Origin of the sequence: Citrobacter sp. Cpo126, from assembly GCF_030332445.1 — a bacterium.
Taxonomy (GTDB): domain Bacteria; phylum Pseudomonadota; class Gammaproteobacteria; order Enterobacterales; family Enterobacteriaceae; genus Citrobacter; species Citrobacter portucalensis.
This window is the reverse complement of sequence record NZ_JAOWHT010000042.1, coordinates 219,674-244,248: the sequence shown is the minus strand read 5'-3', so window position 1 is coordinate 244,248 and position 24,575 is coordinate 219,674. Positions and strand designations below refer to the sequence as shown.

Here is a 24,575-nt window from a genome sequence, read left to right as displayed (position 1 = left end):
CTCTTTACTGTATAAAAAACCAGTTTATACTGTATGTAATTACAGTTATGGTTTTTCATACAGGAAAACAGCTATGTTGGCACAACTGACCATCAGCAATTTTGCTATCGTTCGTGAACTTGAGATCGATTTCCAGAACGGAATGACCGTTATTACCGGTGAAACCGGTGCGGGTAAGTCCATTGCCATTGATGCTCTCGGTTTGTGCCTGGGCGGACGCGCAGACGCCGACATGGTACGTTCAGGCGCCACGCGAGCCGACCTCTGCGCGCGATTCGCCTTAAAAGACACCCCCGCGGCTCTGCGTTGGCTGGAAGAAAACCAGCTTGAGGAAGGCCGTGAATGTTTGCTGCGTCGTGTTATCAGCAGCGATGGACGTTCACGCGGCTTCATTAACGGCACTGCCGTACCGTTGTCACAGCTGCGCGAGCTGGGCCAGTTGCTTATTCAAATCCACGGTCAGCATGCGCATCAGCTCCTGACAAAATCAGAACACCAAAAGTCTCTGCTGGATGGTTACGCCAATGAAGCGTCCCTGACTCAGGAAATGGCTGCGCGCTACCAGCTGTGGCACCAAAGCTGCCGTGACCTGGCGCATCATCAACAACAGAGTCAGGAACGCGCAGCCCGGGCGGAACTGTTGCAATACCAGTTAAAAGAACTGAACGAATTCAACCCGCAGTCAGGTGAATTTGAGCAAATTGATGAAGAGTACAAGCGTCTGGCTAACAGCGGGCAATTGCTCACCACCAGCCAACAGGCGCTGGCTATCCTGGCGGATGGCGAAGACATCAACCTGCAAAGCCAGCTGTACACTGCAAAGCAACTGGTCACTGAACTGGCGGGCATGGACGGCAAACTTTCCGGTATCCTGGATATGCTGGAAGAGGCCACGATCCAACTCAGCGAAGCCAGCGACGAGCTGCGCCACTATTGCGATCGTCTGGATTTGGACCCTAACCGTTTGTTCGAACTTGAACAGCGTATTTCCAAACAAATCTCATTGGCCCGCAAGCATCATGTTGCCCCTGAAGCGCTGCCACAGTTCTATCAGTCATTGCTGGATGAACAACAGCAGTTAGACGATCAGGCCGACTCGCTCGAAACCTTAACCCTGGCGGTGAACAATCACCACCAGCAGGCTCTGGAAACGGCAAAAATGCTGCACAAACAGCGCCAGCATTATGCTCAGGAGCTGGGACAACTGATTACAGAGAGCATGCATACTCTCTCAATGCCGCACGGTGTCTTTTGCATTGATGTGAAATTTGAGGAACATCATTTGAGCGCAGACGGTGCCGATCGCGTAGAGTTTAAAGTGACCACTAACCCAGGCCAGCCGTTGCAGCCGATTGCGAAAGTGGCTTCAGGTGGGGAACTGTCGCGCATTGCGCTGGCTATTCAGGTTATTACCGCACGCAAAATGGAAACACCGGCGCTGATTTTCGATGAAGTGGATGTCGGTATCAGCGGCCCGACTGCTGCGGTAGTGGGAAAAATGCTGCGTCAGTTGGGCGAGTCAACTCAGGTAATGTGCGTTACTCACTTGCCGCAGGTTGCTGGCTGTGGTCATCAACACTTCTACGTCAGCAAAGAAACGGATGGCGCGATGACCGAAACACACATGCAGCCGCTTGATAAACGCGCTCGCCTGCAGGAATTAGCCCGCCTGCTTGGCGGTAGCGAAGTGACGCGCAATACCCTCGCAAATGCAAAAGAACTGCTGGCGGCATAAACTTTTTTACCTTGTTAAGGTCTGAGTTCAACATAAAATCGCCGACCGACCCGACAGCAAAAGGTTTTAAAGTGGTGAAAGGTCTATTATCATCGGCATATTACATATGAGCCGCGTACTGCTCGGGCCCGAAAAGGAATCAAATCACTATGCGCTGTAAAACGCTGACTGCTGCTGCAGCAGTACTACTGATGTTGACTGCAGGCTGTTCCACTCTGGAGCGAGTGGTTTACCGCCCTGACATCAACCAGGGAAATTATCTGACACCTACCGATGTCGCCAAAGTGCGCACGGGTATGACGCAACAGCAGGTTGCTTATGCTCTGGGTACACCAATGATGTCCGATCCTTTTGGCACTAACACCTGGTTTTATGTGTTCCGTCAGCAACCTGGTCATGAAGGCGTAACCCAGCAAACACTGACGCTGACCTTTAACAGCAGCGGCATTTTGACGAACATTGATAACAAACCTGCTTTGACCGACAACAAGTAGGATTAACAGATTAAAAAAAGGTGCTCAATGAGCACCTTTTTTATTGTCTGCTATTTTTTAGCAGATTTCTCTGCTCGCTGTCTGCGCAGCTCTTTCGGATCGGCAATCAGTGGCCGGTAAATTTCCACCCTATCACCGTCCTGGAGAACATCAGCAAGCTTTACCGGACGGCTGTAAATGCCCACTTTATTTTTGCTGAGATCGATATCGGTACGTAATTCCAGCAGCCCGGAAGCGCGGATAGCCTCTTCCACCGTAGCGCCCTGTTGCAGCGTCACGCGCTGTAGATACTGTTTCTCGGGTAGCGCATACGCCACTTCAACAACAATTTTAGCTGACGCTGACACTGTAAACCTCTTTCGCGCGGACCGTGAAGGCCTGCACCATGTTCGAAGCCAGCTCTTTAAAGATACGACCAAATGCCAGCTCGATTAACTTATTGGTAAACTCAAAATCGAGATGAAATTCAATGCGGCACGCTTCATGACTCAGTGGCGTAAACTTCCATCCGCCAATGAGTTTCTTGAACGGTCCGTCGACCAGATGCATCAGGATACTCTGGTTACTGGTCAGTTGATTGCGCGTAGTGAACGTTTTGCTAATCCCTGCTTTCGAGACATCCACCGCCGCGGTCATCTGTCCCGGAGTCGACTCCAGCACACGGCTACCGGTGCATCCCGGTAAAAACTGGGGATAGGATTTAACATCATTCACTAGCTGATACATCTGTTCCGCACTGTAAGGTACTAAAGCGGTCCGGCTAATCTGAGGCATAACAATTTCCATCAATATCAATCACACAAATAATACCATTTATCCCCCGCTAAAAAAAACGCTATAGCCTAACTCGTGCTAAGATAGCGCCTTGCGCCCCGCTGGATGAAATGGGGTGTTTTTCGATTCCAGATTACCTATACTGAGCGGCATTATGACGAAGAAAAAAGCACACAAACCTGGCTCAGCCACAATCGCGCTTAACAAGCGCGCACGACACGAATACTTTATTGAAGAAGAGTTCGAAGCAGGACTCGCTCTGCAAGGTTGGGAAGTCAAATCCCTGCGGGCGGGTAAAGCTAACATCGGCGACAGCTACGTCATCCTTAAAGACGGCGAAGCGTTCCTGTTTGGCGCCAACTTCACGCCAATGGCTGTTGCCTCAACGCATGTGGTATGTGATCCCACCCGTACCCGTAAGCTGTTGTTAAACCAACGTGAGCTCGACTCCCTGTATGGTCGAATGAATCGTGACGGTTATACCGTTGTTGCGCTTTCACTGTACTGGAAAAATGCCTGGTGCAAAGTGAAAATTGGCGTCGCGAAAGGTAAGAAACAGCACGACAAGCGCTCCGATGTGAAAGAACGCGAATGGCAGTTAGATAAAGCGCGTATTATGAAAAATGCTGGTCGCTAAACGCTATTCTCCTGTGACCAGTCTCTCATCCTGAGACTGGTTCTTATTTTTTAGTTATTGAAACCCACCCAATACATTCATCAGGTTTATGGTTTATTTGTGCTGAATCGTTCAGGTATGAAATAAACTCCCCTGGCATTACCGTAGCGCCCCATAGTCTAATAAAATAAAACTTCAAGACCATATCGCATATATTCAAACTTATTTAATAACACTATTATTACTGTTGTTTATTATATCCCCGTCCATTTCAATTAAATGAGTAAACCTTTAAATACAATAAGTTAACTAAAGACAAATCATTGAATACACACCGGGAAGTATACTTTTCAATTAGCCAAATATATTTTTATATATGGATAAGTTGCAGAATACATTCTTTCTGACTATATCATCTAATACGAAAGAACTATTCAGCTAACAGGGCCCGAACGTATTTGATAAGTAAATGAACCTCTGCATGATCTAATCAATGTAATTACCTGTGTAAATTCATCTTTATGGTGAACGGGGCCCCTGTCTGCTCATTTTCCCAGCGCGCTGTTGCGGATTAATACTCCCGACATGCCATCAGGAGTGAACATATGCGTCTACTCGCCGTTGTATCAAAATTAACTGGCGTTTCCACAAATGTTGAATCCTCTGAAGTTACGCTCAGTTCGCCTTCTATCGTGAAACTGTCGGTGTCACGTGAGGAGGTAAGTCAACTGACTCGCGTGAATCAGGATCTGGTTGTCACACTCCGCTCAGGTGAAACCATCACCATTAAGAACTTCTATGTCGGAAAAGGTGATGCGCAAAACCAGCTTGTTCTGGAAGACAGTAATGGCGCGCTGTGGTGGGTTCAGGATACTGATGGGGCATTCCATTTCCAGCATCTGGACGATCTCACTCCGCTAATGACTGCCGAGGGAAGCCATGAAGGCGGCGCCGTCTGGCCGTGGGTTCTTGGTGGGATCGCGGTCGCAGGCGGAATTGGCCTCGCGGCGGGTGGTGGAGGTGGCGGCGGTGGTGGCGGCGGGAGTGATAATAACGCCGGCAACGGAAATGGCGGAAATGGCAACGGTAATGGCAACGGTGGTAATGGGGATGGTGGTTCACCGCCAACAACAACCCCTAACATGCCTGACGTACCCGTTATCACCAGCGTAATCGATAACCAGGAGCTGATTACTGGCCCTGTTAATCAGCTGGAATCCACCAACGACAATACGCCCACTCTTCAGGGCACCGGCCCCGCAAATGCCACATTGCATATTTTTGATAACGGCGTCGAAATAGGCCAGGTCACTATCGATGCCAACGGCAACTGGTCGTTTACGCCATCCTCTCCACTCGCAGACGGTACCCACAAGTTTACCGTCAGTGCATCAGACGGTACGGGCAGCAGCGACATGTCGGACAGTTGGGAGATTATTGTCGATACGCTTGCCCCCGACGCCCCTGTGGTCACAGAAGTAACTGACGATTCAGGTTCCATTAAAGGCTTGATAGGTAATAACGGTGTAACCGACGATGCCACGCCAACACTCACAGGCACTGGTGAAGCGGGCTCTTACATCAGCATTTCTGATAATGGCATTCTGATTGGCATGGTTCAGGTGGATGACAATGGTAACTGGACGTTTACACCTGACACGCCGCTTAGCGACGGTGTTCATAATCTGACGCTGACGCAAACTGACGATGCGGGTAACGTGAGCGCGGAAACGAGTGTACCGACATTCACCGTCGATACTACCCCGCCTGAAGGCGCGGTCATTTCCTCCGTAAACTTGCAAGGCACCGAGGTAACCGGTAGTGCTGAGGTAGGAAGCCAGGTCATTATCATCGGTAGTAATAATCAGGTTTTGGGTTCAACTACCGTTGATCAAACCGGCAATTTCGTCATCGCGATTTCACCTTCACAGACGCACGGTGAAGCGCTGATCGCGAAGATTCAGGACCAGGCAGGCAACGTCGGGCCAGACACGTCCTTCAATGCCACCAACTCTGGCTACCCGGGCGTGCCTGTTATCATCAGCATTGTGGATGATGTTACCCCCTCAACTGGGCCATTGAACAATAATCAGGCCACCAACGACCCAACGCCTACGATCTCGGGTACCGCAGACGCCAACAGCACGGTTAACATTTATAACAACGGCGCGCTTGTTGTAAGCGTGCTTGCCGATTCCAGCGGCAACTGGACCTGGACCTCCAACACCAACTTGCAGGACGACTCATACTCCTTCACCACCACAGCAACCAACCACCTGGGCACGGGAGGAACGTCAGCGGCATTCAATATCACTATCGATACTCAGCCACCGTCAGCGCCGGACGATCTGAACGTATCTGCCGACGGCTCTGTCGTCACCGGTACAGCCGAACCAGGAAGTACCGTGACCATCAATAATAATAACGGTCTTCAGATCGGCAGCGGCGTCGCCGGAACGGATGGCTCATTTACCATCACCATTAACCCGCCTCAGACCAATGGTGAAACCATTACCGCTATCGCCACCGATCCTGCCGGGAACCCAAGCCTACCGGAAACCGCGCTCGCGCCAGACATCACGGCCCCGCTGCCGCCAGCTAATCTGGTGATTAATCCTACAGGCGATCAGGTTACCGGCATGGCGGAACCCAACAGTACGGTACATATTCTGGATCCTGGTGGCGCGATAATTGGAACAGTAACCGCCGGCTCGAACGGAGAATTCACCGCCACGCTGGTTCCGCCGCAGACCAACGGAGAACATCTTGTCGCCAACGCGACGGATGCTGCTGGCAATACCAGCGGCAACAGCGCGATTACCGCCCCGGATACCACGGCGCCTGACGCGCCAACCGGCGTCACCGTCGCCGGGGACGGTGGTTCTGTAAGCGGACATGCTGAAGCGGGAAGCACCGTCACTGTAAAAGACAGCAATGGTATTCAGATCGGCACAGGCCAGGCAGACAGCGGCGGCAACTTCACGGTGTCGATTACGCCGTCGAAAATGAACGGCGAAACGGTAAAAGTTACCGCAACGGACAGTAGCAATAACGAGAGTCAGCCAACTTCCGCGGTGGCTCCGGATATTACCGCCCCTGGAACGCCCATCATCACCGCCGTGACGGATGACCAGCCCATGTATCAGGGCCCTCTCAATAACGGCGATGTCACCAACGATAGCAAACCTAAGCTGGAAGGCACCGCCGAAGCAGGTTCTCAGGTCAAAATTTACGATAACGGCACCCTGCTGACGACCGTTGTCGCAGATATCAACGGTAACTGGAACTATACGCCAGTCTCGGCACTAAGCGAGGGCGCTCACATCTTCACGGTGACCTCCACAGACGCCGCGAATAACACCAGCAGCGCGGCAAGCTGGAAAATAATTGTCGATACCATTGCGCCAACTGTTCCAGTGATAACGTTGGTTAACGATGACGTTGGCAGCATTACGGGCAGCGTTGCAAATAACGGTTGGGTCACCAACGACAATACGCCAACCATCTCGGGTACCGGTGAGCCAGGTTCACTGGTAAACCTGTACGATGGCATTCAGTTATTGACGGTTATTCTTGTCGACAGCTCGGGTACCTGGAGTTATACCGTTCCGGGGAATCAGGTGCTCAGCGATCGCACCCATCAGTTTACGGTATCGGCAACTGATGCCGCCGGTAATGTCATCACCTCACCCACAGTGGTCAGCGTTACCGTAGATACCCAACCGCCAGGCGCTCCTGTCATTTTGGCTGCTACCGACGACGTTGGGAATGCACCGATCGATCTGCCTACCGGAAGCCGTTCAAACGATACCTTGCCAGAGCTGAAAGGAACCGGAACAGACGGTTCTAAGATCACTCTTTATGATGGAGCTACGCCAATTGGAAGCACGACTGTTTTGCCCGGAGGCACCTGGAGTATTCAACTCGACCAACCGCTCAGTGAAGGCACACACAATTTATCCGCTATTGCCACGGACGTTGCAGGCAACGCCAGCAATGCCGGGACCTTTACGCTAACGATTGATACCACCCCACCAGCAGCCCCGGTTATCAGCTCCGCAGAAGGTCTGATTGGCACAAATCTACAAACGCTGAGTAACGGCAGCAGTACCAAGAGCTTGAATCCCGAACTCTCCGGAACCGGCGAGCCCGGCGCGAAGATTACGATTTATGATAATGGCGGTTCCATTGGTACCGTCACCGTACAGCCAGACGGCACCTGGACATTTACCCCAACCTCACTCGCCGACGGGCCGCATAAGTTCACCGCTACAGCGACTGACGTTGCAGGCAACACGGGGATCCTATCGGCCAGCTTTACCTTGACGGTAGACAACACACCTCCCGCACAACCAGCCGCGCCAATCATTACCGACGATGTCGCTCCAGTAACAGGTGTGGTCACTAACGGCAACACCAACGATACCACGCCAACCTTTAGCGGCACGGGGAACGTCGGAGATTTGATTACCGTTTATCTGAACGGCACTCCCCCTTTGCAGGGAACGACAACAGTAGGTGCAGACGGAACCTGGAGCTTTACTCCGCCAGCACCGGTTACTCCAGGTACTTACCAGGTAACCCTCACCGCAACCGATCCTGCAGGCAACGTCAGCCAGCCATCAACAGCTATAACACTGAACATCGACACGACGCCGTCTGCGCCGCCGGTGATTATCGCCGCCAATGATAACGTCGGCGATATCATGGGTGACCTTGCACCCAACGCCGTGACCGATGACACCACGCCAACCATTCGTGGTACAGGTGTCAATGGAGACATCATCACTCTGTATAACGGCGGTACGGTGATCGGTACTGCAACGGTGGCAGGCGGTACCTGGAGTATTACCCCCGGGACTGCGCTGGCAAACGGGAGCTACACATTAAGCGCTACCGCAACAGACCCCGCAGGTAACGTCAGCGATAATTCAAACAGCATTTCGTTTACGGTTAACAACACGAAGTTAACGTTGCCGCAGGTCACGGATATCCAGGATAACGTTGGCGTCTTTACCGGTTCGCTAACCAGCGGCAGCGTCACGGACGATACAACGCCAACCATTAGCGGTACCGGCACACCGGGCAGTACGGTTTTGATTTTCGATGGTAACAATCCCATCGCCATTGCGACAGCTACCGTTGCTGCTAACGGCAGTTGGAGTGTGGATGTCCCCCTCACGCCCAATATCACTCACACACTGACTTTCGGCGCTGTGGATGACGCAGGTAACTCACTGGCAGCAGATAACCCGCTGACGTTGATTGTCGATACCCTGCCGCCTGCAACGCCTACGGTTACCAGCGTAGACCCGAACGGTACGCTGGTTAGCGGCTCTGCCGATCCAGGCAGTACCGTCATCATTCGCAGCGGTACTTCGATCCTCGGCCAAGGGATCGCTGACGATTCAGGTAACTTCTCTGTCACAATTTCGCCAGCGCAAACAACCGGTCAGGCGCTCAACGCCATCGCTCAGGATCCCGCCGGAAATCAAAGCGACCCGACAACGTTTAGCGCTGCTACCTCCAGCGTTCCTCATCCACCAACACTTGAGATCGTTGATGACATCGCGCCCATCATGGGGGTGATTGGCAACGGTAAAACCACCAATGACACCTTACCACTACTGCAAGGGACTGCCACTGCAGGAGCGACTGTTAATATTTATGTAAATGGTGTTTTGCAAGTTCCATCGGTAATAGCCGACGTTGTTTCTGGCGCATGGAGTTATCAGTTACCCGCCCCACTAACTAACGGTGCAACCTATAACTTCACTGTGTCGCAAACCGTCGGTGGCATACCCAGCGGTCAGTCCCCCAACTACGCTATCACCATAGACACGACGGCACCGCAAGCGCCAACGATCACCAGCATTATCGACGATGTTGCCCCCGGCACTGGATCGTTGGATAAAGGGCAAATTACAAATGATTCACGTCCGACGCTCAACGGAACTGGCGAACCCGGGGCAACCATTACCCTCTACGATAACGGTGTCGCTTATGCCACAACGACCGTAAACAGTAACGGATTCTGGAGCTTTACCCCGACAGCACCGCTGGGAGAAGGCGATCATCTCTTTACCGCCCGCGCAACGGACGCCGCTGGCAACCAGGGAGATCCATCCAGTGATTTCCGGATCATTGTCGATACCCTGGTACCGAATGCGCCATCTATTGTGACGGTCACGGACAACGTTGGTACGATCCAGCCCCTGACCTCCGGGCAGTTGACCAATGATAATACCCCAACGCTTGCTGGCGTTACCGAGGCGGATTCGGTTGTTACCATCCGCGATAATGGCACGGTAATCGGCACAACCACCAGCGACGAAAATGGCAACTGGAGCTTTACGCCTGCCCCTGCTCTCGGAGAAGGAAGCCACTCGCTGACTGCCAGCGTTACAGATAACGCGGGTAACATTAGCCCGACAACACCACCATTTGTGGTCGTCGTCGACACGCTGGCGCCAGCCGCACCGAGCATTACCTCAGTAATTGACGATCAGCCCGGCAATACCGCGCTGACCAACGGACAGCTTACAAACGATGCGCAGCCTACCCTGAACGGCAAAGGCGAGATTGGCGCCATCATCACGATCCGTGATAACGGCGCTGAAATAGGTACAACTCAGGTGGACGAGTCAGGTAACTGGAGCTTCACTCCGGATGCTCCGCTGGGACAGGGGCAACATAATTTCACCGTCGTTGCCACAGATCAGGCGGGAAACACAGGCGGAGTATCATCATCGTTTACTATTGAGCTGGACTCTATTGCCCCGTCAATACCGGTCATCAGTTCGGTGCAGGACAATACTGCGCCGACAACCGGGCCTATCTCCAACGGGCAAATCAGCAACGAAAGTCGCCCGGCGCTCAGCGGTACCGGTGAAATTGGCGCGACCATTACCGTGCTGAGCGATGGTCAGCCGATTGGCACCACCATCGTCGGCGCAGGCGGAAGCTGGAGTTTTACGCCCTCTGCGGCATTGGGTAACGGCCAGCATACTCTGACCGTCACGGCTACAGATAGCGCAGGCAATACCAGCCTGCCTTCTGGTGGCTTTACCTTCACCGTCGATACTCTGGCACCGACAGCACCAGTGATTACTCAGGTTGCGGATGATGTCGGCCCACTGATTGGAAATCTGAACAACGGTCAGGCCACGAACGATCCACTTCCGACGCTTAGCGGTACGGCAGAAGCCAATTCCATGGTGAAAATTTACGATAACGGAGCGCTGATCGGATCTGCTCCTGTAGATGGTACGGGCGCCTGGACCTTCACACCGGGAACCCCACTTAGCAACGGTAACCACGCGCTGACGGTAACAGCCACCGACGCGGCTGGAAACGTCAGCCCGACGTCTGCGGGATTTAACATCGTTGTTGATACCGTCGCCCCGCTTGCGCCAACGATTATCCAGGCGTTTGATGACGTGCAGCCGGGAACCGGAACGCTATCGAACGGAGCCTCTACCAACGACACCCGTCCCGTACTCAGCGGTTCAGCGGAAGCCGGTGCCCGGGTAGCCATCTACGATAATGGCGCGCTGCTGGCAACGGTGACTGCGACGATAGACGGCACCTGGGAATATCTGACCACCACACTTGGCAACGGTCAGCATGTGTTTACCGCCATCGCCACCGACGCCGCCGGGAACGTGAGTCCTGTCTCAGGTGGGTTTACGATTAATGTCGACACCATTGCACCATCCATCCCGCTGCTGGTCTCTGTGGTGGATGATATCGCAGGCGGCGTGTTCAATGCAGCGCTCAGCAACGGACAGCTGACCAACGATGCACGCCCGACGCTGAACGGCACCGCCGAGGCAGGCAGTACCGTCAGCATCTATGACGGAAGCACCCTGTTGGGTACCGCGCTGGTGCAAAGCAATAACAGTTGGTCGTTTACCCCAACCACACCGCTGGCTAATGGATCGCACACCTTCACAGTCACCGCCACTGATGCGGCGGGCAACACCAGCGGCGCGACGGCAGGCTTTAGCGTGGTGGTTGACACCACGGCGCCGACGCAGCCTTCAATCAGCAGCATTATTGACGATGTCGGGCCAAACACCGGGCCGATTGGCAGCAATCAGCCGACCAACGACGCGCGCCCAACGTTAAACGGCATCACGGAAGCCAACGCGCGAGTTGATATTTATGATAACGGCAGCTTTGTCACCAGCGTAACGGCGGACGGCAGCGGCAACTGGAGCTACACCCCGACTACCGCGTTGGCACAAGGTACCCACTCGTTTACCATCACTGCAACGGACAGTGCGGGTAATACCAGTGGCATATCGTCTGCGGCAGCGATCGTGGTCGATACCGTTGCCCCGGGCATCCCAACCGGGCTGGCGGTAAACGCCAACGGCACCGCGCTCACCGGCGTTGCCGAACCAAACAGCACGGTCATTATTACCTCCAGCGGCGGAACGGTGCTCGGCACGGCAACCGCCAACGCCTCCGGTAATTTCACCTTCACTCTGAACCCACCGCAAATCAGTGGGCAAACTCTGATGGCCAGCGCACAGGATGCCGCAGGCAACATCGGTACGGCGGGTAACGTGCTGGCACCGTTTACCGGCGTACCGCCTGCGCCTGTTATTGCCAGCGTGCTCGATGACGTCGGCACTATCATGGGACCCGTCGCTCCCGGTAAAACCACCAATGACACCCTGCCAACGCTCAGCGGAACGGCGCAGGCTAACGCCGTCATCAATCTGTACAACAACGGCGTGCTAATGGGCTTCACGACCGCAGACGGTAACGGGATCTGGAGCTTTACCCCATCCGGTGCACTCAGCGAAGGTAACCATGCGTTTACCGCCACGGCAACCAACGCCAACGGCGCAAGTGGGTTGTCCGGTTCGTTCAGCGTGATCGTGGACACCACGCCACCGACCGCGCCAACGCTCCTGATCAGCGCCGATGGCGGTACCGTCAGCGGCGTCGCCGAAGCGGGAAGCACGGTCACCATTTCTCTGCCCGGCGGCACCAGCGTGACGGCAATCGCCAACAGCAGCGGTGTCTACAGCGTCAACCTGCCGGTTCGCCAGATTGAAGGGCAGTCGCTGTCCGCCACGGCGACCGATGCGGCGGGAAATACCTCATCGCCGACAAGCGCTCTCGCACCAGTATTGCCGCTGCTGGCTGAAGACAATATCACCAGTCTACCGCTACAAACCGATGTCACCGTCAGCACCGAGCATCAAAGCGATTATGGTTTCCTGTTGGTCAATGCGCTGGGAAATGTCGCCAACGTGCTGGGGAACGATACGGCAAGCGTGAATTTCAGCATCGCTTCTGGTGGCAGCGGATCCATTACAATCAATGCCGCAGCGACCGGCGTAGTGCTGTCGCTGTTAAACACACTTGAAGTCGTCATCCAGCGCTTTGACACCGCGCTGAATGCCTGGGTGACGGTGGTGGATACCGGAAAACCAGACTTTGCCAGCCTCCTCACTCTGGGCGCCTCAGGCGTAACGCTCAATTACAGCGGACTGACTGGTGGTGATTACCGCGTGGTCAGCTACAACACCAACCTGCTGGCGACCGGGGCATACACCAGCCTTGATGTCTCAGTGGTAAAAGCCAGCGCAGGAACCATCACCGGCGGTACTACTGAGACTGGCAATATCATCACCGATATCGATCCCGCCAACGGGCAGGATAATGCCCCTTCCGGCACGCTGGTCACCGCCATCACCGACGGTAACGGCAACGTCGTGAACATCCCGGCGGGCGGCATTGATGTGCAGGGGAAATACGGCATCTTGCATATCAATCAGAACGGTAGTTACACCTATACCCTGACCAATACGTCAATCTCGGTGTATGGCCGTTCCGAAAGTTTCACCTACACGCTGACGCATGGCAGCGATCACTCCTCGGCAAAACTGGTGGTAACGCTCGGTCAGGCGCCCACCACCAGTACGGTAACCGCGGCAGACGATGTGGCTGCGCTGACTTACGGGACGCAGGTCATCGCGGTTGATCATGGCACATCACAGCAAACCGGCTTCACCCTCGCCAACGTCGGACTGGGTAATGTGCTGGATGTCAGTCTGGTTAACGGTTTAACCAATCCGATCAAATTTAATGTGGATGATGGCGCAACCCGCACGCTGACCGTCAAGGCCAGCGTTCTCGGCGTCACGGTTGGCGGTTTTGACCTCTATGTTTATCGCTTCAACGAGTCCATTCAGCAGTATGAGCAGTTCCGCGTGAAGCCCAACTGGGTCACGGCGCTGCTAGGAGGTAGCTCAACGGATTACACCATCACCCTGCCTGGCGGTGACTATCTGTTCCTGCTTAACGCCTCCGGCGGTCTGACGCTGCTGACCAGCTATACCCTGAATATCCAGGCCGATCACACCTACGCCGTCGACAGCCTGAGTGCGACAACCAATGGAAACCTGCTGGTCAACGACTCAGCTCCGGCCAATACCGTTATCACCGAAGTTAACGGTGTCACCGTAAACGGAACGGGCACTACCACCATTAACGGGCAGTACGGCACGCTGACTATTGATGCGAAAGGGAACTATACCTACACGCTGAGAAGCGGACTGGGCGCAGACGGTATCAATACGCCGGACAGTTTCGTGTATAAGGTCAAAGCGCCAAACGGCGATACCGGCAGTGCATCGCTGAATATCAAACCAACCCCACAGGCGCTGGATGCAGTAAATGACGTCAGCAGCACGATGGCGGTTAGTACCCAGGCAGATACTTCCCGGTCGTTTACCGACGACAGCGTCGGGAACGCCAGCTGGAGTGCCCAACTCCTTTCACCCACCTCAAAAAGTGGTACTGGCGTCATTGAAATCGCTACGGGAACGGCGGTGCAAAACGCCATACTGCATTTTAACGTCGCGTCAGGTCTGACGCTGGGCGGGCTGACCGTCACCTGGGCGCTGTATGACAGCAACAACATCAAGATTGCCGGTAACTCTTTCAATGGCGGATTGCTGGTTGGTGGCAATATAGATATAGCCTTGAGCGGGATCGTACTGCACCCCGGCAACTATCGCCTCGACTATACCGGAAGCGTCGGGGGGCTGGGGCTGGGGAATATCACCATCACCCCCAGCGTGAAAGGTACGATAATCGACCTGCAAAACTTCGAGACTTCCACAGCGAACAGCGTCACCGGCAATATTTATGACGGAGACCATATTGCCAGCGTGCATACCTTGCTGACGGTGAACGGCACGGGCGGCAGTACCGTCACACTTGATCCGCTGAGTAGCACGACCAGCGCCATCATTAACGGGTTGTACGGCAAACTGACCATTGGCATTGATGGTCATTACACCTATGCCCTCAACAGCGATGTCTCGCTCTCCACCATCGTCACCAAAGAGACATTTACCTACACCCTTAACGACCAGAATGGCCATACCGATACCGCTACGCTGACCATCAATATGAATCCGCAAGTGGTGAGTACCGTCGATGCCGATCGCCTGACTGGCAGCGCCTACGGCGATACGCTGATTTATCACCTGCTCAACGCCAACGACGCTACCGGCGGCAACATTAGCAATGGTGCTACCGACACCTGGACCAACTTCTCACTGGCCCAGGGTGACAAAATCGATATCGGCGACCTGCTGGTGGGCTGGAACGGGCAGAACGCTACGCTCGGCAACTACCTCACCGTAACCACCAGCGGTAACAACACGGTGATTGCCATCGACCGCGACGGTACGGGCAACACATATCACTCAACCAATCTCATAACGCTGGAGAACGTACACACCACGCTCGATGAGCTGGTGCAACAAAATCACATCGTGCCCTGACGTTAACGCAATGCGTTAAAGCGCCATAACTACAGCCCCGGATGCCATGACGTCCGGGGCAATAACAGTCGTCGCTGCCGTATTTTGTAAGGGATAAACTATGAGAAATGTCGCGCCTGTTGCATTACTTCTGGCATTAACGCTCTGTACCCTGCGGGTGAATGCCGAAGATGAACCGCAAATTATTACGCCGGAAGGACTGGCCACCAGCCAGATGCTTCCCTCGCTGGACGGCGCGGTTGCCGATCTGCCGCTGAGCGCTGCCGCCCCCGGCAACCTGATGCTCAACGACGCGGTAAGTCGTGCCGTGAGCTGGCATCCTTCTATTCGTGAATCGATCGGCAAACTGCTTTCGCAAAACGAACAGATCGACGTGGCGAAATCGAAATATTACCCGCAGGTTTCTGCCGGAATGAATAACGGTTACAGCAATACCTATACCGACCACGGCTTTAGCCCGGCGCTGGTTATTTCGGTGTCACAAATGCTGTACGACTTCGGCAAAGTCGCAAGCCAGGTCCGCGCCGAGACCGCCGGAGCCGCACAACAGCAGGCGAATGTGTTACTCAGTATTGATACCATCGCCCACGCAACCGCCAACGCGATAGTCCAGGTGCAGACGTGGCAGCAAATGGTGGACGCCGCCGAAGAACAGCTCACCGCCTTAAACGACATTGGTCGACTGACCCGACAACGCAATGATGAAGGGGCAACCTCGCTGTCCGACGTGGTGCAAACCGATGTGCGTATCGAGTCTGCACGTTCTCAGCTGGCGCAGTATCAGGCCAATCTCGACAGCAGTAAGGCCACATTGATGAGTTACCTCGGCTGGAACTCACTTAACGGCATCAGCAACGAATTCCCGGCCAAACTGGACAGCAGCTGCGATGTGGTCAAACCGGAAGATAAACTGGTTCCCGCGGTTCTGGCGGCCTGGGCACAAGCGAATGTGGCACAGGCAAATCTCGATTACGCCAACGCGCAGATGACGCCCACCATCTCTTTGGAACCGTCGGTGCAGCATTATCTCAACGACAAATACCCCAGCCATGAGGTGCTCGACAAAACCCAGTACTCCACGTGGGTAAAAGTTGAGATGCCGCTGTATCAGGGGGGCGGACTCACCGCCAGGCGCAACGCCGCCAGCCATGCGGTAGAGTCTGCACAATACTCCATCCAGCGCACCCGACTCGAAGTACGACAAAAATTACTGGAGTCCCGCAGCCAGGCAATGAGCCTCGCCACCGCCCTGCAGATTCTGCGCCGCCAGCAGCGACTGAGTGAACAAACGCGCGAGCTTTATCAACAGCAGTATCTGGACCTCGGTTCGCGCCCGCTGCTCGACGTGCTTAACGCCGAGCAAGAGGTGTATCAGGCCCGTTTTGCCGAACTCCAGACTCAAAACCAGCTGCGCCAGCTCCAGCTGAACTGCCTCTATAACACTGGCTCGCTTCGCCAGGCGTTCGCCTTAAATAATCGCAGCATTCAATCGGTGGAGATCAAGCTATGAGCGACCTCGATTCACATGCAAAAGATGCGATTAGCGAACACGCTCTTAGCCACTGGGCGCAGGCGATGACGCATATTGCCAATCACTATCGCGTGGCCTGTTCTCCCGGCGCAATCCAGGCCAACGCCCCGTGGTTTGCGGGAAAAAGCCGGGCAACGGCCCTGTCGCAACTGGCGCGTCAGGCGGGACTGTCATTTCATGCGCTGGATACCGCCACGCAGGTGTTCGGTCAGTGGCGTCTGCCGGTGGTGGCGGAACTGCGCGACGGCCAGCTAATGGTGATAGAACATTTCAACGGCGAAGATGCACTGGATGTGTTTATCATCGCCGAAGAGGGCCAGCGTAACCGGCTCACGGTCGCAGAGCTTCTGCCGGAGATCGTGAGTATTACCGCGCTACGCCCGCTGTCGGCGCTGAAGGACAGTCGGGTAGACCGCTATATTTCGCGCTTCAAGCCCGACTGGATGCGCGAACTGGTGTTAAAAGACATTAGTCCTTATCTGCCGGTCATGATTGCCGCCTTTCTGATTAACCTTCTGTCGCTCGCCGGGATTATCTTTTCTATGCAGGTTTATGACCGGGTGATCCCCGCCCAGTCTTATCCAACGCTGTATGTTCTCTCCACTGGCGTTCTGGTGGCAGTGCTGTTTGGCTTTTTGCTGCGCGAAGCGCGTACCCACATAATGGACCTGCTCGGAAAACGTGCCGATATGCGCATTTCCGATCGCGTGTTCAGCCATGCATTGCGCCTGCGCAACAGCGCCGTCCCCCGCTCGACGGGGAGCTTCATTTCTCAACTGCGCGAGCTGGAACAGGTTCGCGAGATGATCACCTCCTCAACCATGTCGACCATTGTCGATCTACCGTTTTTCTTTTTGTTTATCGTGGTGCTGGCTTTTATCGCCCCGCCGCTGGCATGGATAGCTCCCGTCGCTGCCCTGCTGATGATCCTGCCCGGTTTGCTGTTACAGAAGAAACTGGCGGTGCTCGCCAACCAGGCTGCCCATGAATCCACCCTGCGCAACGCGGTGCTGGTCGAGAGCGTTCAGGGGCTGGAAGACATCAAGCTGATGCAGGCGGAAAACCGCTTTTTACAGCAGTGGAACAGCTACATCCGCATTACCGGAGAGTCCGGGCTGCGCACGCGCAGGCTGACTCAGGGGCTGATTGGCTGGGGCATGTCGGTACAAAGCCTGGTCTACGCCGCGATCATTATGTTCGGCGCGCCGATGGTCATTGAAGGCACGATGACCACCGGCGCCGTGGTGGCCGCTTCGATGCTCGGTTCCAGAATGATTGCCCCAATGGCTAATCTGTGCGGCGTGCTGGCCCGCTGGCAACAGGTCAAGGCGGCGAAGATGGGGTTAGACAGCATCATGCAGCTTCCCACCGAAACGCAGTACGACGAAGACCGGGTGCATCAGGAGATTTTTCACGGCCATTATCTGTTTGAGAACGCACACTTTCGCTACCACAGCGACGATCAGCGCGTTCCGCTGCGCATCTCGCGCCTGGAGGTCATGCCCGGCGAGCGCGTGGCAATCCTCGGGCGTAACGGTGCCGGGAAATCAACCTTGCTGCAGGCCATGGCGGGTGGTGTGGAGATTATCCAGGGCGATGTCCGGCTCGACAACCTGAGTCTGGCGCAGATCGATATGGCTGATTTACGCCGTAACATCGGTTTTCTTAGCCAGAACGCGCGGCTGTTTTTCGGCACCCTGCGCGAGAACCTGACCCTCGGCGCACCGCATGCCAGCGACGCGCAGATCTTCGAAGCGCTGGAGGTCAGCGGCGCGGCAGCTTTCGTAAAACAGCTCGCCAAAGGGCTGGCGCATCCCATTATGGAGGGCGGCAACGGTTTGTCCGGTGGACAACGGCAGTCGATCCTGCTGGCAAGAATGCTGCTGCGATCGCCCAATATCGTGCTGCTCGACGAACCCAGCGCCTCGCTGGATGAACATACCGAGCGGGAGTTTATTCAGCGCCTGAACCAGTGGCTGGGCAACCGCACATTGATTGTCGCCACTCATCGCGTACCGGTTCTGGAGCTGGTCGAACGCGTGGTGGTATTAAAAGAAGGCCAACTGGTTATGGATGCCCCGAAAGCGCAGGCATTAAATGCGAGCCGGGCACCCGCCCCAACTCACGGTCGGGAGTGGAAAAATGAAAACCAATCCGCATGATGCCGCCATGGACGACCTCGATATCCGCCGCGAGCATCGTTTTTCCGGGGCCAGCCGTATTATTCTGCTCAGCACGCTGCTGTTTGCCGTCCTGGGTATCTGGGCATATTTCGGCAAGCTGGATGAAGTCTCAACCGGCAGCGGAAAAGTGATCCCCAGCTCGCGAGAGCAAGTCTTGCAGTCGCTGGATGGCGGCATTCTCGCCGAGCTTACGGTACGCGAGGGAGATAAAGTGCAGGCCAATCAAATAGTCGCCCGCCTCGACCCCACCCGTTCTGAGTCCAACGTTGGGGAGAGTGCAGCCCGTTATCGCGCCTCACTGGCTTCCAGCGCAAGGCTTAATGCCGAAGTTAACGATCTGCCGCTGGTCTTTCCCGATTCACTGCGCGCCTGGCCGGATCTCATCGCCTCCGAAACTCGCCTGTATAAAAGCCGCCGCGCGCAGCTTGCGGATTCAATGGTGGAACTGCAAGATGCACTGGTCTCAGTAAATAAAGAACTGGCCATCACCCAACGGCTGGAGAAAAGCGGTGCCGCCAGCCACGTAGAAGTGCTGCGCCTACAACGACAAAAAAGCGATCTGGGATTAAAAATCACCGACCTGCGCTCGCAATATTTCGTGCAGGCGCGGGAAGCGCTGTCAAAGGCCAACGCCGAAGTGGATATGCTGGCGGCGATTTTAAAAGGACGCGAGGATTCCGTCACCCGCCTGACCGTACGCGCGCCGATGCGCGGTATTGTGAAAAACATCCAGGTCACCACCATCGGCGGCGTTATCCCGCCCAACGGCGAGATGATGGAGATTGTGCCGCTGGACGATCATCTGCTGATTGAAACCCGCCTGTCGCCGCGTGATATCGCGTTCATCCATCCCGGCCAGCGGGCGCTGGTGAAGATAACCGCCTATGACTACGCCATTTACGGCGGCCTGGAAGGCATAGTCGAAACCATCTCTCCGGACACCATTCAGGACAAAGTGAAACCGGAAATCTTCTATTACCGCGTGTTTATCCGCACGCATCAGGACTTCTTACAGAACAAACTGGGACGCCATTTCTCCATCGTACCTGGCATGATTGCCACAGTGGATATAAAAACAGGTGAAAAAACCATCGTCGACTATTTAATCAAACCGTTTAATCGCGCAAAAGAAGCGCTGCGAGAACGCTAAATCCTTGAGGATTAGGGGTCGCGGGGGCTGGTCACGCGTGTCACAAGTCTGTTATACTTGCTCTAACACATTGGGGCTGATTCTGGATTCGACGGGATTCGCGAAACCCAAGGTGCATGCCGAGGGGCGGTTGGCCTCGTAAAAAGCCGCAAAAAAATAGTCGCAAACGACGAAAACTACGCTTTAGCAGCTTAATAACCTGCTCTGAGCCCTCTCTCCCTAGCTTCCGCTCTTAAGACGGGGATCAAAGAGAGGTCAAACCCAAAAGAGATCGCGTGGAGGCCCTGCCTGGGGTTGAAGCGTTAAAACTAATCAGGCTAGTCTGGTAGTGGCGTGTCTGTCCGCAGGTGCCAGGCGAATGTAAAGACTGACTAAGCATGTAGTGCCGAGGATGTAGGAATTTCGGACGCGGGTTCAACTCCCGCCAGCTCCACCAATCATGATTGGACAGTGCTAGGACAGTACTAGCAAAAACAGGAAGTTAGCAGTCTCAGCAGGACACCGACCAGACGGTGAGGAGACAAAAAAGGATACGCAAAGGAGCCGCGGCTCCCAAGTGACATGAAAGCCCGCTGATGCGGGCTTTTTTATGTTAGTGCATTAATAGTTAGCTTTAGTCCCTGATAAATACACAGCTTTCGTCTTTCACTTATCCGATCTAATATTGTAGATACACTCAAGAAAACAAATGGTTATCATCAATACCAGTAGGCTTGAGTTCGATATATTTTTTCAAGTTCAAAGCAGCTCTGGAAGGTTGCGCTGTTTTGCTTAGTCCAAGTTATGTTTTATTACACGGAGTTTTGGAATGGTTGTGGCTGCGAAAGAGAATCATGTCAAATCAATCAGAGTAGGATTTTATACCAGCTCTGAAAACATCCGTTCCAGCAACAAAGGTGTGACAGCAGGTGCATTTGAGAATTTATTTCAAAAATGCGCTCAGGGATTAGGTCAAGCTCATTACGCAGAATTCAGAGAGCGTGAACTCAAAATTCAGTTTATAGAAAAGCCAACTGATGGCGATTACTATTTTGGGTTCATGTCGAGACGCCGCAAAAGCGCAAACTTGGCATACATCACAGACACTCAATGGGTAGAGGAAAAAATCCCTTTGGCAGGAGCTAAGTCACTGTCAGAAAGGACATATTTTATCTATTATCCTTCAATTGACATCCTAGTTCTTTCACTAAACCATTTAGGTCCTAAACATAGCGATCTAGCGTTTTTACTGTTCAGTTGTAACACAGTTCAAACCTCAATTTCGTTCGAAGCTATCTGGAAAGAGGAAAGCGTTAAGGAATTACTGGAAACAGGTTCAAACCTAAAAAGCTGTGAGATTTCTTTGGCTATCCCCAGAAACTTCAATGAAACTAACTACCAGTTAGATGGTATGCTTGCCCAACAGATGATCAACATGATTAAGGGGACTGACTCTAGTCATTTAACACTTTCACTCCGGGGACATTCGCCACTTAAAAAGAAAATGGGGGGATGGCTGACAGGAGATGTTAAAGCCAGTATAAAGGAATTGTTAGAAAAATTCCCATCAGGCAATGGTGGTCTATCATTTGAGAAAGTTGATGTTGTTGCTCAAGGCGAAAGGAAAAAAAAGAATCTAGTTGATGAAGTGTTAACTGTAAGAAAAATGGTAAGTATTCAGAAAGATGGCTATCCGACTGATGCAGATGTAAAGACAGCCATGCTACAGGCCAAAATAGAAAACAGTAAATACCTTATCAGATATTTTCTAACTAGTTGATTTAATAGGATTCATAAAATGGGTCAATGGATGGTTTTTTTGTTGAAGACAATTATCGCTGCAGCTGTTGCTGTGTTCGGCGGGAAGCATCTTTACCAATTAGATCATACTGCCATAATCTCAGCTGCAGGTGTTCTTTCTACAGTGGCTGGTGTTTTATTCGGCTTTATTTTGGCATCATTAACGCTACTTACAAGCTTTGATAGTTCAAAAGGCTTGATAGGGGCATTAAAAAAGAATAATGTGCTACAAGGTATTATCAAAGGATTGTTTTCCACAGGTAACACCTTAATCGCTGGATGTTTATCCGCATTAATCTCAATGTTTGCCCCTCAAGTGCTTCAATTTAACGTTGATTATTTCTTTCTCCTGTTGTCATTTTCATACCTGATCATTTCAGTGATTACTTTTTGTTATAACTGGAAGAATTTTTCATCAATAATTACATATGTTTAACTTAGATAGCTTAATTTTTCGTCGAAATAAACAACATTACAGCTAACTGAATTGATGCATTTTGAACAAAAAGCAAACACATTTTAGTTGTATCAAATAACAGGACAGTCATCAAACTCCGCGTTCCTGGCATCATTAATGATGTACGTGATAACTCCGAATAACGTGAAACCATCCTCATCAATAGGGGGCAGCTCCCTCCTCCCGTTCTCCAGATTAATCAGGTGGGGTTGGGGATGAGTACGATATCGCTTAATCCTGAATTCCCCATCTATCGCACATATCAGCAGCGAGCCATCACAGGCTGAAAGAGATGCGTTCACAACAAGCAGCGCCCCCCTGGATTATCCCTTCCCTGAAATGTGAACGCGATGCCCGCATGAAATAAGTCGCTGCGGGCTGACTGATTAGCTGCTGATCGAGGGAGATCCTTGTTTCAACGTAATCTGCCGCAGGTGAAGGAAAGCCCATGTCTATAGTCCTCCGTTTGGATTGAACAGCTGAAAGGTGCGGTTCTCACCTTCCTGCGTTGATACATCTCGGAATGTTGTCACATACCATTCGATCCATTCGTTAGCCTGCTTCATCGTCCAGTGCCAGTTAACCTTGCCCAGTTCCTGAACAAACCGCTGCGTGGTGACTGTCTTCCGGCCATTCGGTTCCTGCTGTATCGAAGCATACCAGGCCATTTCAATATCGCTGCGTCGTGGCATCATTACGCCCCCTCTTGAATACTGGATAAAAACACAGTATAAATACTGTATATCCACCCAGTAAAGAGGCAATGAGCAATGTTCGTGGAACTCGTTTATGACAAAAGGAATTTTGATGGTCTGCCCGGTGCAAAAGATATCATTCTGGGCGAATTGAGTAAGAGGGTTCACCGGATTTTCCCCGATGCTGATGTTCGGGTTAAACCGATGATGACACTGCCGGCGATCAATACTGACGCCAGCAAGCACGAGAAAGAACAGATAAGCCGAACGGTTCAGGAAATGTTTGAAGAGGCTGAGTTCTGGTTAGTCAGTGAATAAAATTCTGTCCGCTACGGCTTGATGTTAAAAAGTGCTGTAGCGGAATCATGAACCACCTACTGGGAATTTCTTATACAGCGTTGAAACACCAACATCGAATATGATTGCTACCTGCTTTCTGTCCATGCCACCTTTTATCAATCTCCCCATCTGGGCCCACCCATCATCACTAAACTTTGGGCGCCTGCCACCAATACGCCCTTCTGCTCGTGCGACTGCTAAACCGGCCAGGGTGCGTTCGACAATAAGCTCCCTTTCCATTTCTGCCAGTGCGCCCATTACATGAAAGAAGAATCTCCCCATAGGCGTACTCGTATCGATGCTATCCGTCAGGCTCCGGAAGTTAACACCTTTCTCCCGCAATTCCTCCACTAACCCAACAAGATGCCGCATGCTGCGCCCGAGGCGATCCAGCTTCCAGACCACCAGCGTATCGCCTTCAGACAGAGTCTTGAGTACTTTCTTCAACCCCGGTCGGTCAGACGTTCTGCCGCTGATCTTATCCTCGAATATCAGTTCACATCCTGCGCACTCCAGTGCGTTTCGTTGCAATGCGGTGTTCTGGTCATTTGTTGACACACGTACATAACCGATGAGCATGAGAAATACCCCTGTAAAAAGCCGGGATCATGCCATCTGAGCGGAATAACTGCATTTTCTAAAAGGTTCAATTGAGAGAAGCGGCGAAACGTGATGTTGGTACGGATGCAAATCAGATACCTGATATGTCAGCGTTTGAGGCTCAGTTGTCCCTTAGCGGCTATGCCAAAGAACCCTCTGGTTTAATCAGACAATGGATTGGAGGCAATACAGGAGGAATGGCGGCGGGTGAAGCAAAGGTGATTGAACTTCCTTTCCCGTTCCCTTCCGGCATTCTTGCCGTAGTACCTTATACCGGTGCGCTGGCTCCCGGCTTTGGTGCTGGCGTAGGAGTTAAATGGACCGGAAAAAACCAGATCACGCTTTATAACTCATCAATGACACAGGCAATTGCCGATTATGGATTTATCGCGTACGGGAGATAAAA

The 24,575-nt window shown here is 53.1% G+C and carries 15 protein-coding genes, 1 other RNA gene and 1 pseudogene; 12 read left to right on the top strand and 5 right to left on the bottom strand.

The window, feature by feature from the left end; genetic code table 11:
- The first annotated feature begins 73 nt into the window (after positions 1-73).
- Entirely contained in the window at positions 74-1,735 is a 1,662-nt protein-coding gene (recN, locus tag OGY17_RS20475; protein WP_286608249.1) for a DNA repair protein RecN, read from the top strand.
- Between the two features lie 149 nt (positions 1,736-1,884).
- Positions 1,885-2,229 carry an outer membrane protein assembly factor BamE gene (gene bamE / locus OGY17_RS20470; protein WP_008785524.1) on the top strand — a complete coding sequence of 115 codons (345 nt, stop codon included), beginning with the start codon at positions 1,885-1,887 and terminating at the stop codon, positions 2,227-2,229.
- Positions 2,230-2,279: 50 nt separating this feature from the next.
- Here the strand turns inward: bamE and OGY17_RS20465 are convergent, their stop codons facing one another.
- Positions 2,280-2,576 (bottom strand): RnfH family protein, encoded by a 297-nt coding sequence (locus tag OGY17_RS20465; protein ID WP_008785525.1) that lies wholly within the window; start codon positions 2,574-2,576, stop codon positions 2,280-2,282.
- The gene (ratA, locus tag OGY17_RS20460; protein WP_003826396.1) at positions 2,560-3,003 is read right to left on the bottom strand and encodes a type II toxin-antitoxin system toxin RatA; all 444 of its coding nucleotides are present in this window, start codon (positions 3,001-3,003) and stop codon (positions 2,560-2,562) included. Before ratA ends, OGY17_RS20465 begins: the two co-directional genes overlap by 17 nt.
- 154 nt (positions 3,004-3,157) lie before the next feature.
- Between ratA and smpB the strand changes: the two genes are divergently transcribed.
- The 8 genes from smpB (at position 3,158) to OGY17_RS20420 (ending at position 22,514) form a co-directional block, all read left to right on the top strand.
- Complete coding sequence (smpB, locus tag OGY17_RS20455) at positions 3,158-3,640, top strand: SsrA-binding protein SmpB (protein WP_003031211.1); 483 nt, start codon at positions 3,158-3,160, stop codon at positions 3,638-3,640.
- A 584-nt stretch (positions 3,641-4,224) separates the two neighbouring features.
- Complete coding sequence (locus OGY17_RS20450) at positions 4,225-15,435, top strand: BapA/Bap/LapF family large adhesin (RefSeq protein ID WP_286608247.1); 11,211 nt, start codon at positions 4,225-4,227, stop codon at positions 15,433-15,435.
- Between the two features lie 100 nt (positions 15,436-15,535).
- A complete protein-coding gene (locus OGY17_RS20445) occupies positions 15,536-16,945 on the top strand; it encodes a TolC family outer membrane protein (RefSeq protein ID WP_286608245.1) in 1,410 nt (469 codons plus the stop codon).
- Positions 16,942-19,128 carry a type I secretion system permease/ATPase gene (locus OGY17_RS20440; protein ID WP_234103740.1) on the top strand — a complete coding sequence of 729 codons (2,187 nt, stop codon included), beginning with the start codon at positions 16,942-16,944 and terminating at the stop codon, positions 19,126-19,128. Before OGY17_RS20445 ends, OGY17_RS20440 begins: the two co-directional genes overlap by 4 nt.
- A gap of 7 nt (positions 19,129-19,135) precedes the next feature.
- Entirely contained in the window at positions 19,136-20,299 is a 1,164-nt protein-coding gene (locus OGY17_RS20435) for a beta-barrel domain-containing protein (RefSeq protein ID WP_234610515.1), read from the top strand.
- 72 nt (positions 20,300-20,371) lie between these two features.
- Positions 20,372-20,735, top strand: a transfer-messenger RNA (tmRNA) gene (ssrA, locus tag OGY17_RS20430).
- 372 nt (positions 20,736-21,107) lie between these two features.
- Entirely contained in the window at positions 21,108-22,058 is a 951-nt protein-coding gene (locus tag OGY17_RS20425) for a hypothetical protein (RefSeq protein ID WP_286608242.1), read from the top strand.
- An 18-nt stretch (positions 22,059-22,076) separates the two neighbouring features.
- Positions 22,077-22,514 carry a hypothetical protein gene (locus OGY17_RS20420; RefSeq protein WP_286608240.1) on the top strand — a complete coding sequence of 146 codons (438 nt, stop codon included), beginning with the start codon at positions 22,077-22,079 and terminating at the stop codon, positions 22,512-22,514.
- A gap of 92 nt (positions 22,515-22,606) precedes the next feature.
- On the opposite strand, the pseudogene OGY17_RS20415 reads toward OGY17_RS20420, so the two are convergent.
- Positions 22,607-22,985: pseudogene (locus OGY17_RS20415) on the bottom strand (HumD family translesion DNA polymerase).
- A gap of 2 nt (positions 22,986-22,987) precedes the next feature.
- Entirely contained in the window at positions 22,988-23,230 is a 243-nt protein-coding gene (locus OGY17_RS23370) for a DNA polymerase V (RefSeq protein WP_502872515.1), read from the bottom strand.
- 75 nt (positions 23,231-23,305) lie between these two features.
- Between OGY17_RS23370 and OGY17_RS20405 the strand changes: the two genes are divergently transcribed.
- On the top strand, positions 23,306-23,548 hold the full coding sequence (locus OGY17_RS20405) for a DinI-like family protein (protein ID WP_115642623.1): 243 nt from the start codon (positions 23,306-23,308) through the stop codon (positions 23,546-23,548).
- Positions 23,549-23,593: 45 nt separating this feature from the next.
- Here the strand turns inward: OGY17_RS20405 and OGY17_RS20400 are convergent, their stop codons facing one another.
- Complete coding sequence (locus OGY17_RS20400) at positions 23,594-24,148, bottom strand: recombinase family protein (protein WP_286608238.1); 555 nt, start codon at positions 24,146-24,148, stop codon at positions 23,594-23,596.
- A gap of 125 nt (positions 24,149-24,273) precedes the next feature.
- Between OGY17_RS20400 and OGY17_RS20395 the strand changes: the two genes are divergently transcribed.
- Positions 24,274-24,573 (top strand): gp53-like domain-containing protein, encoded by a 300-nt coding sequence (locus tag OGY17_RS20395; RefSeq protein WP_286608237.1) that lies wholly within the window; start codon positions 24,274-24,276, stop codon positions 24,571-24,573.
- The last annotated feature ends 2 nt before the right edge of the window (positions 24,574-24,575 follow it).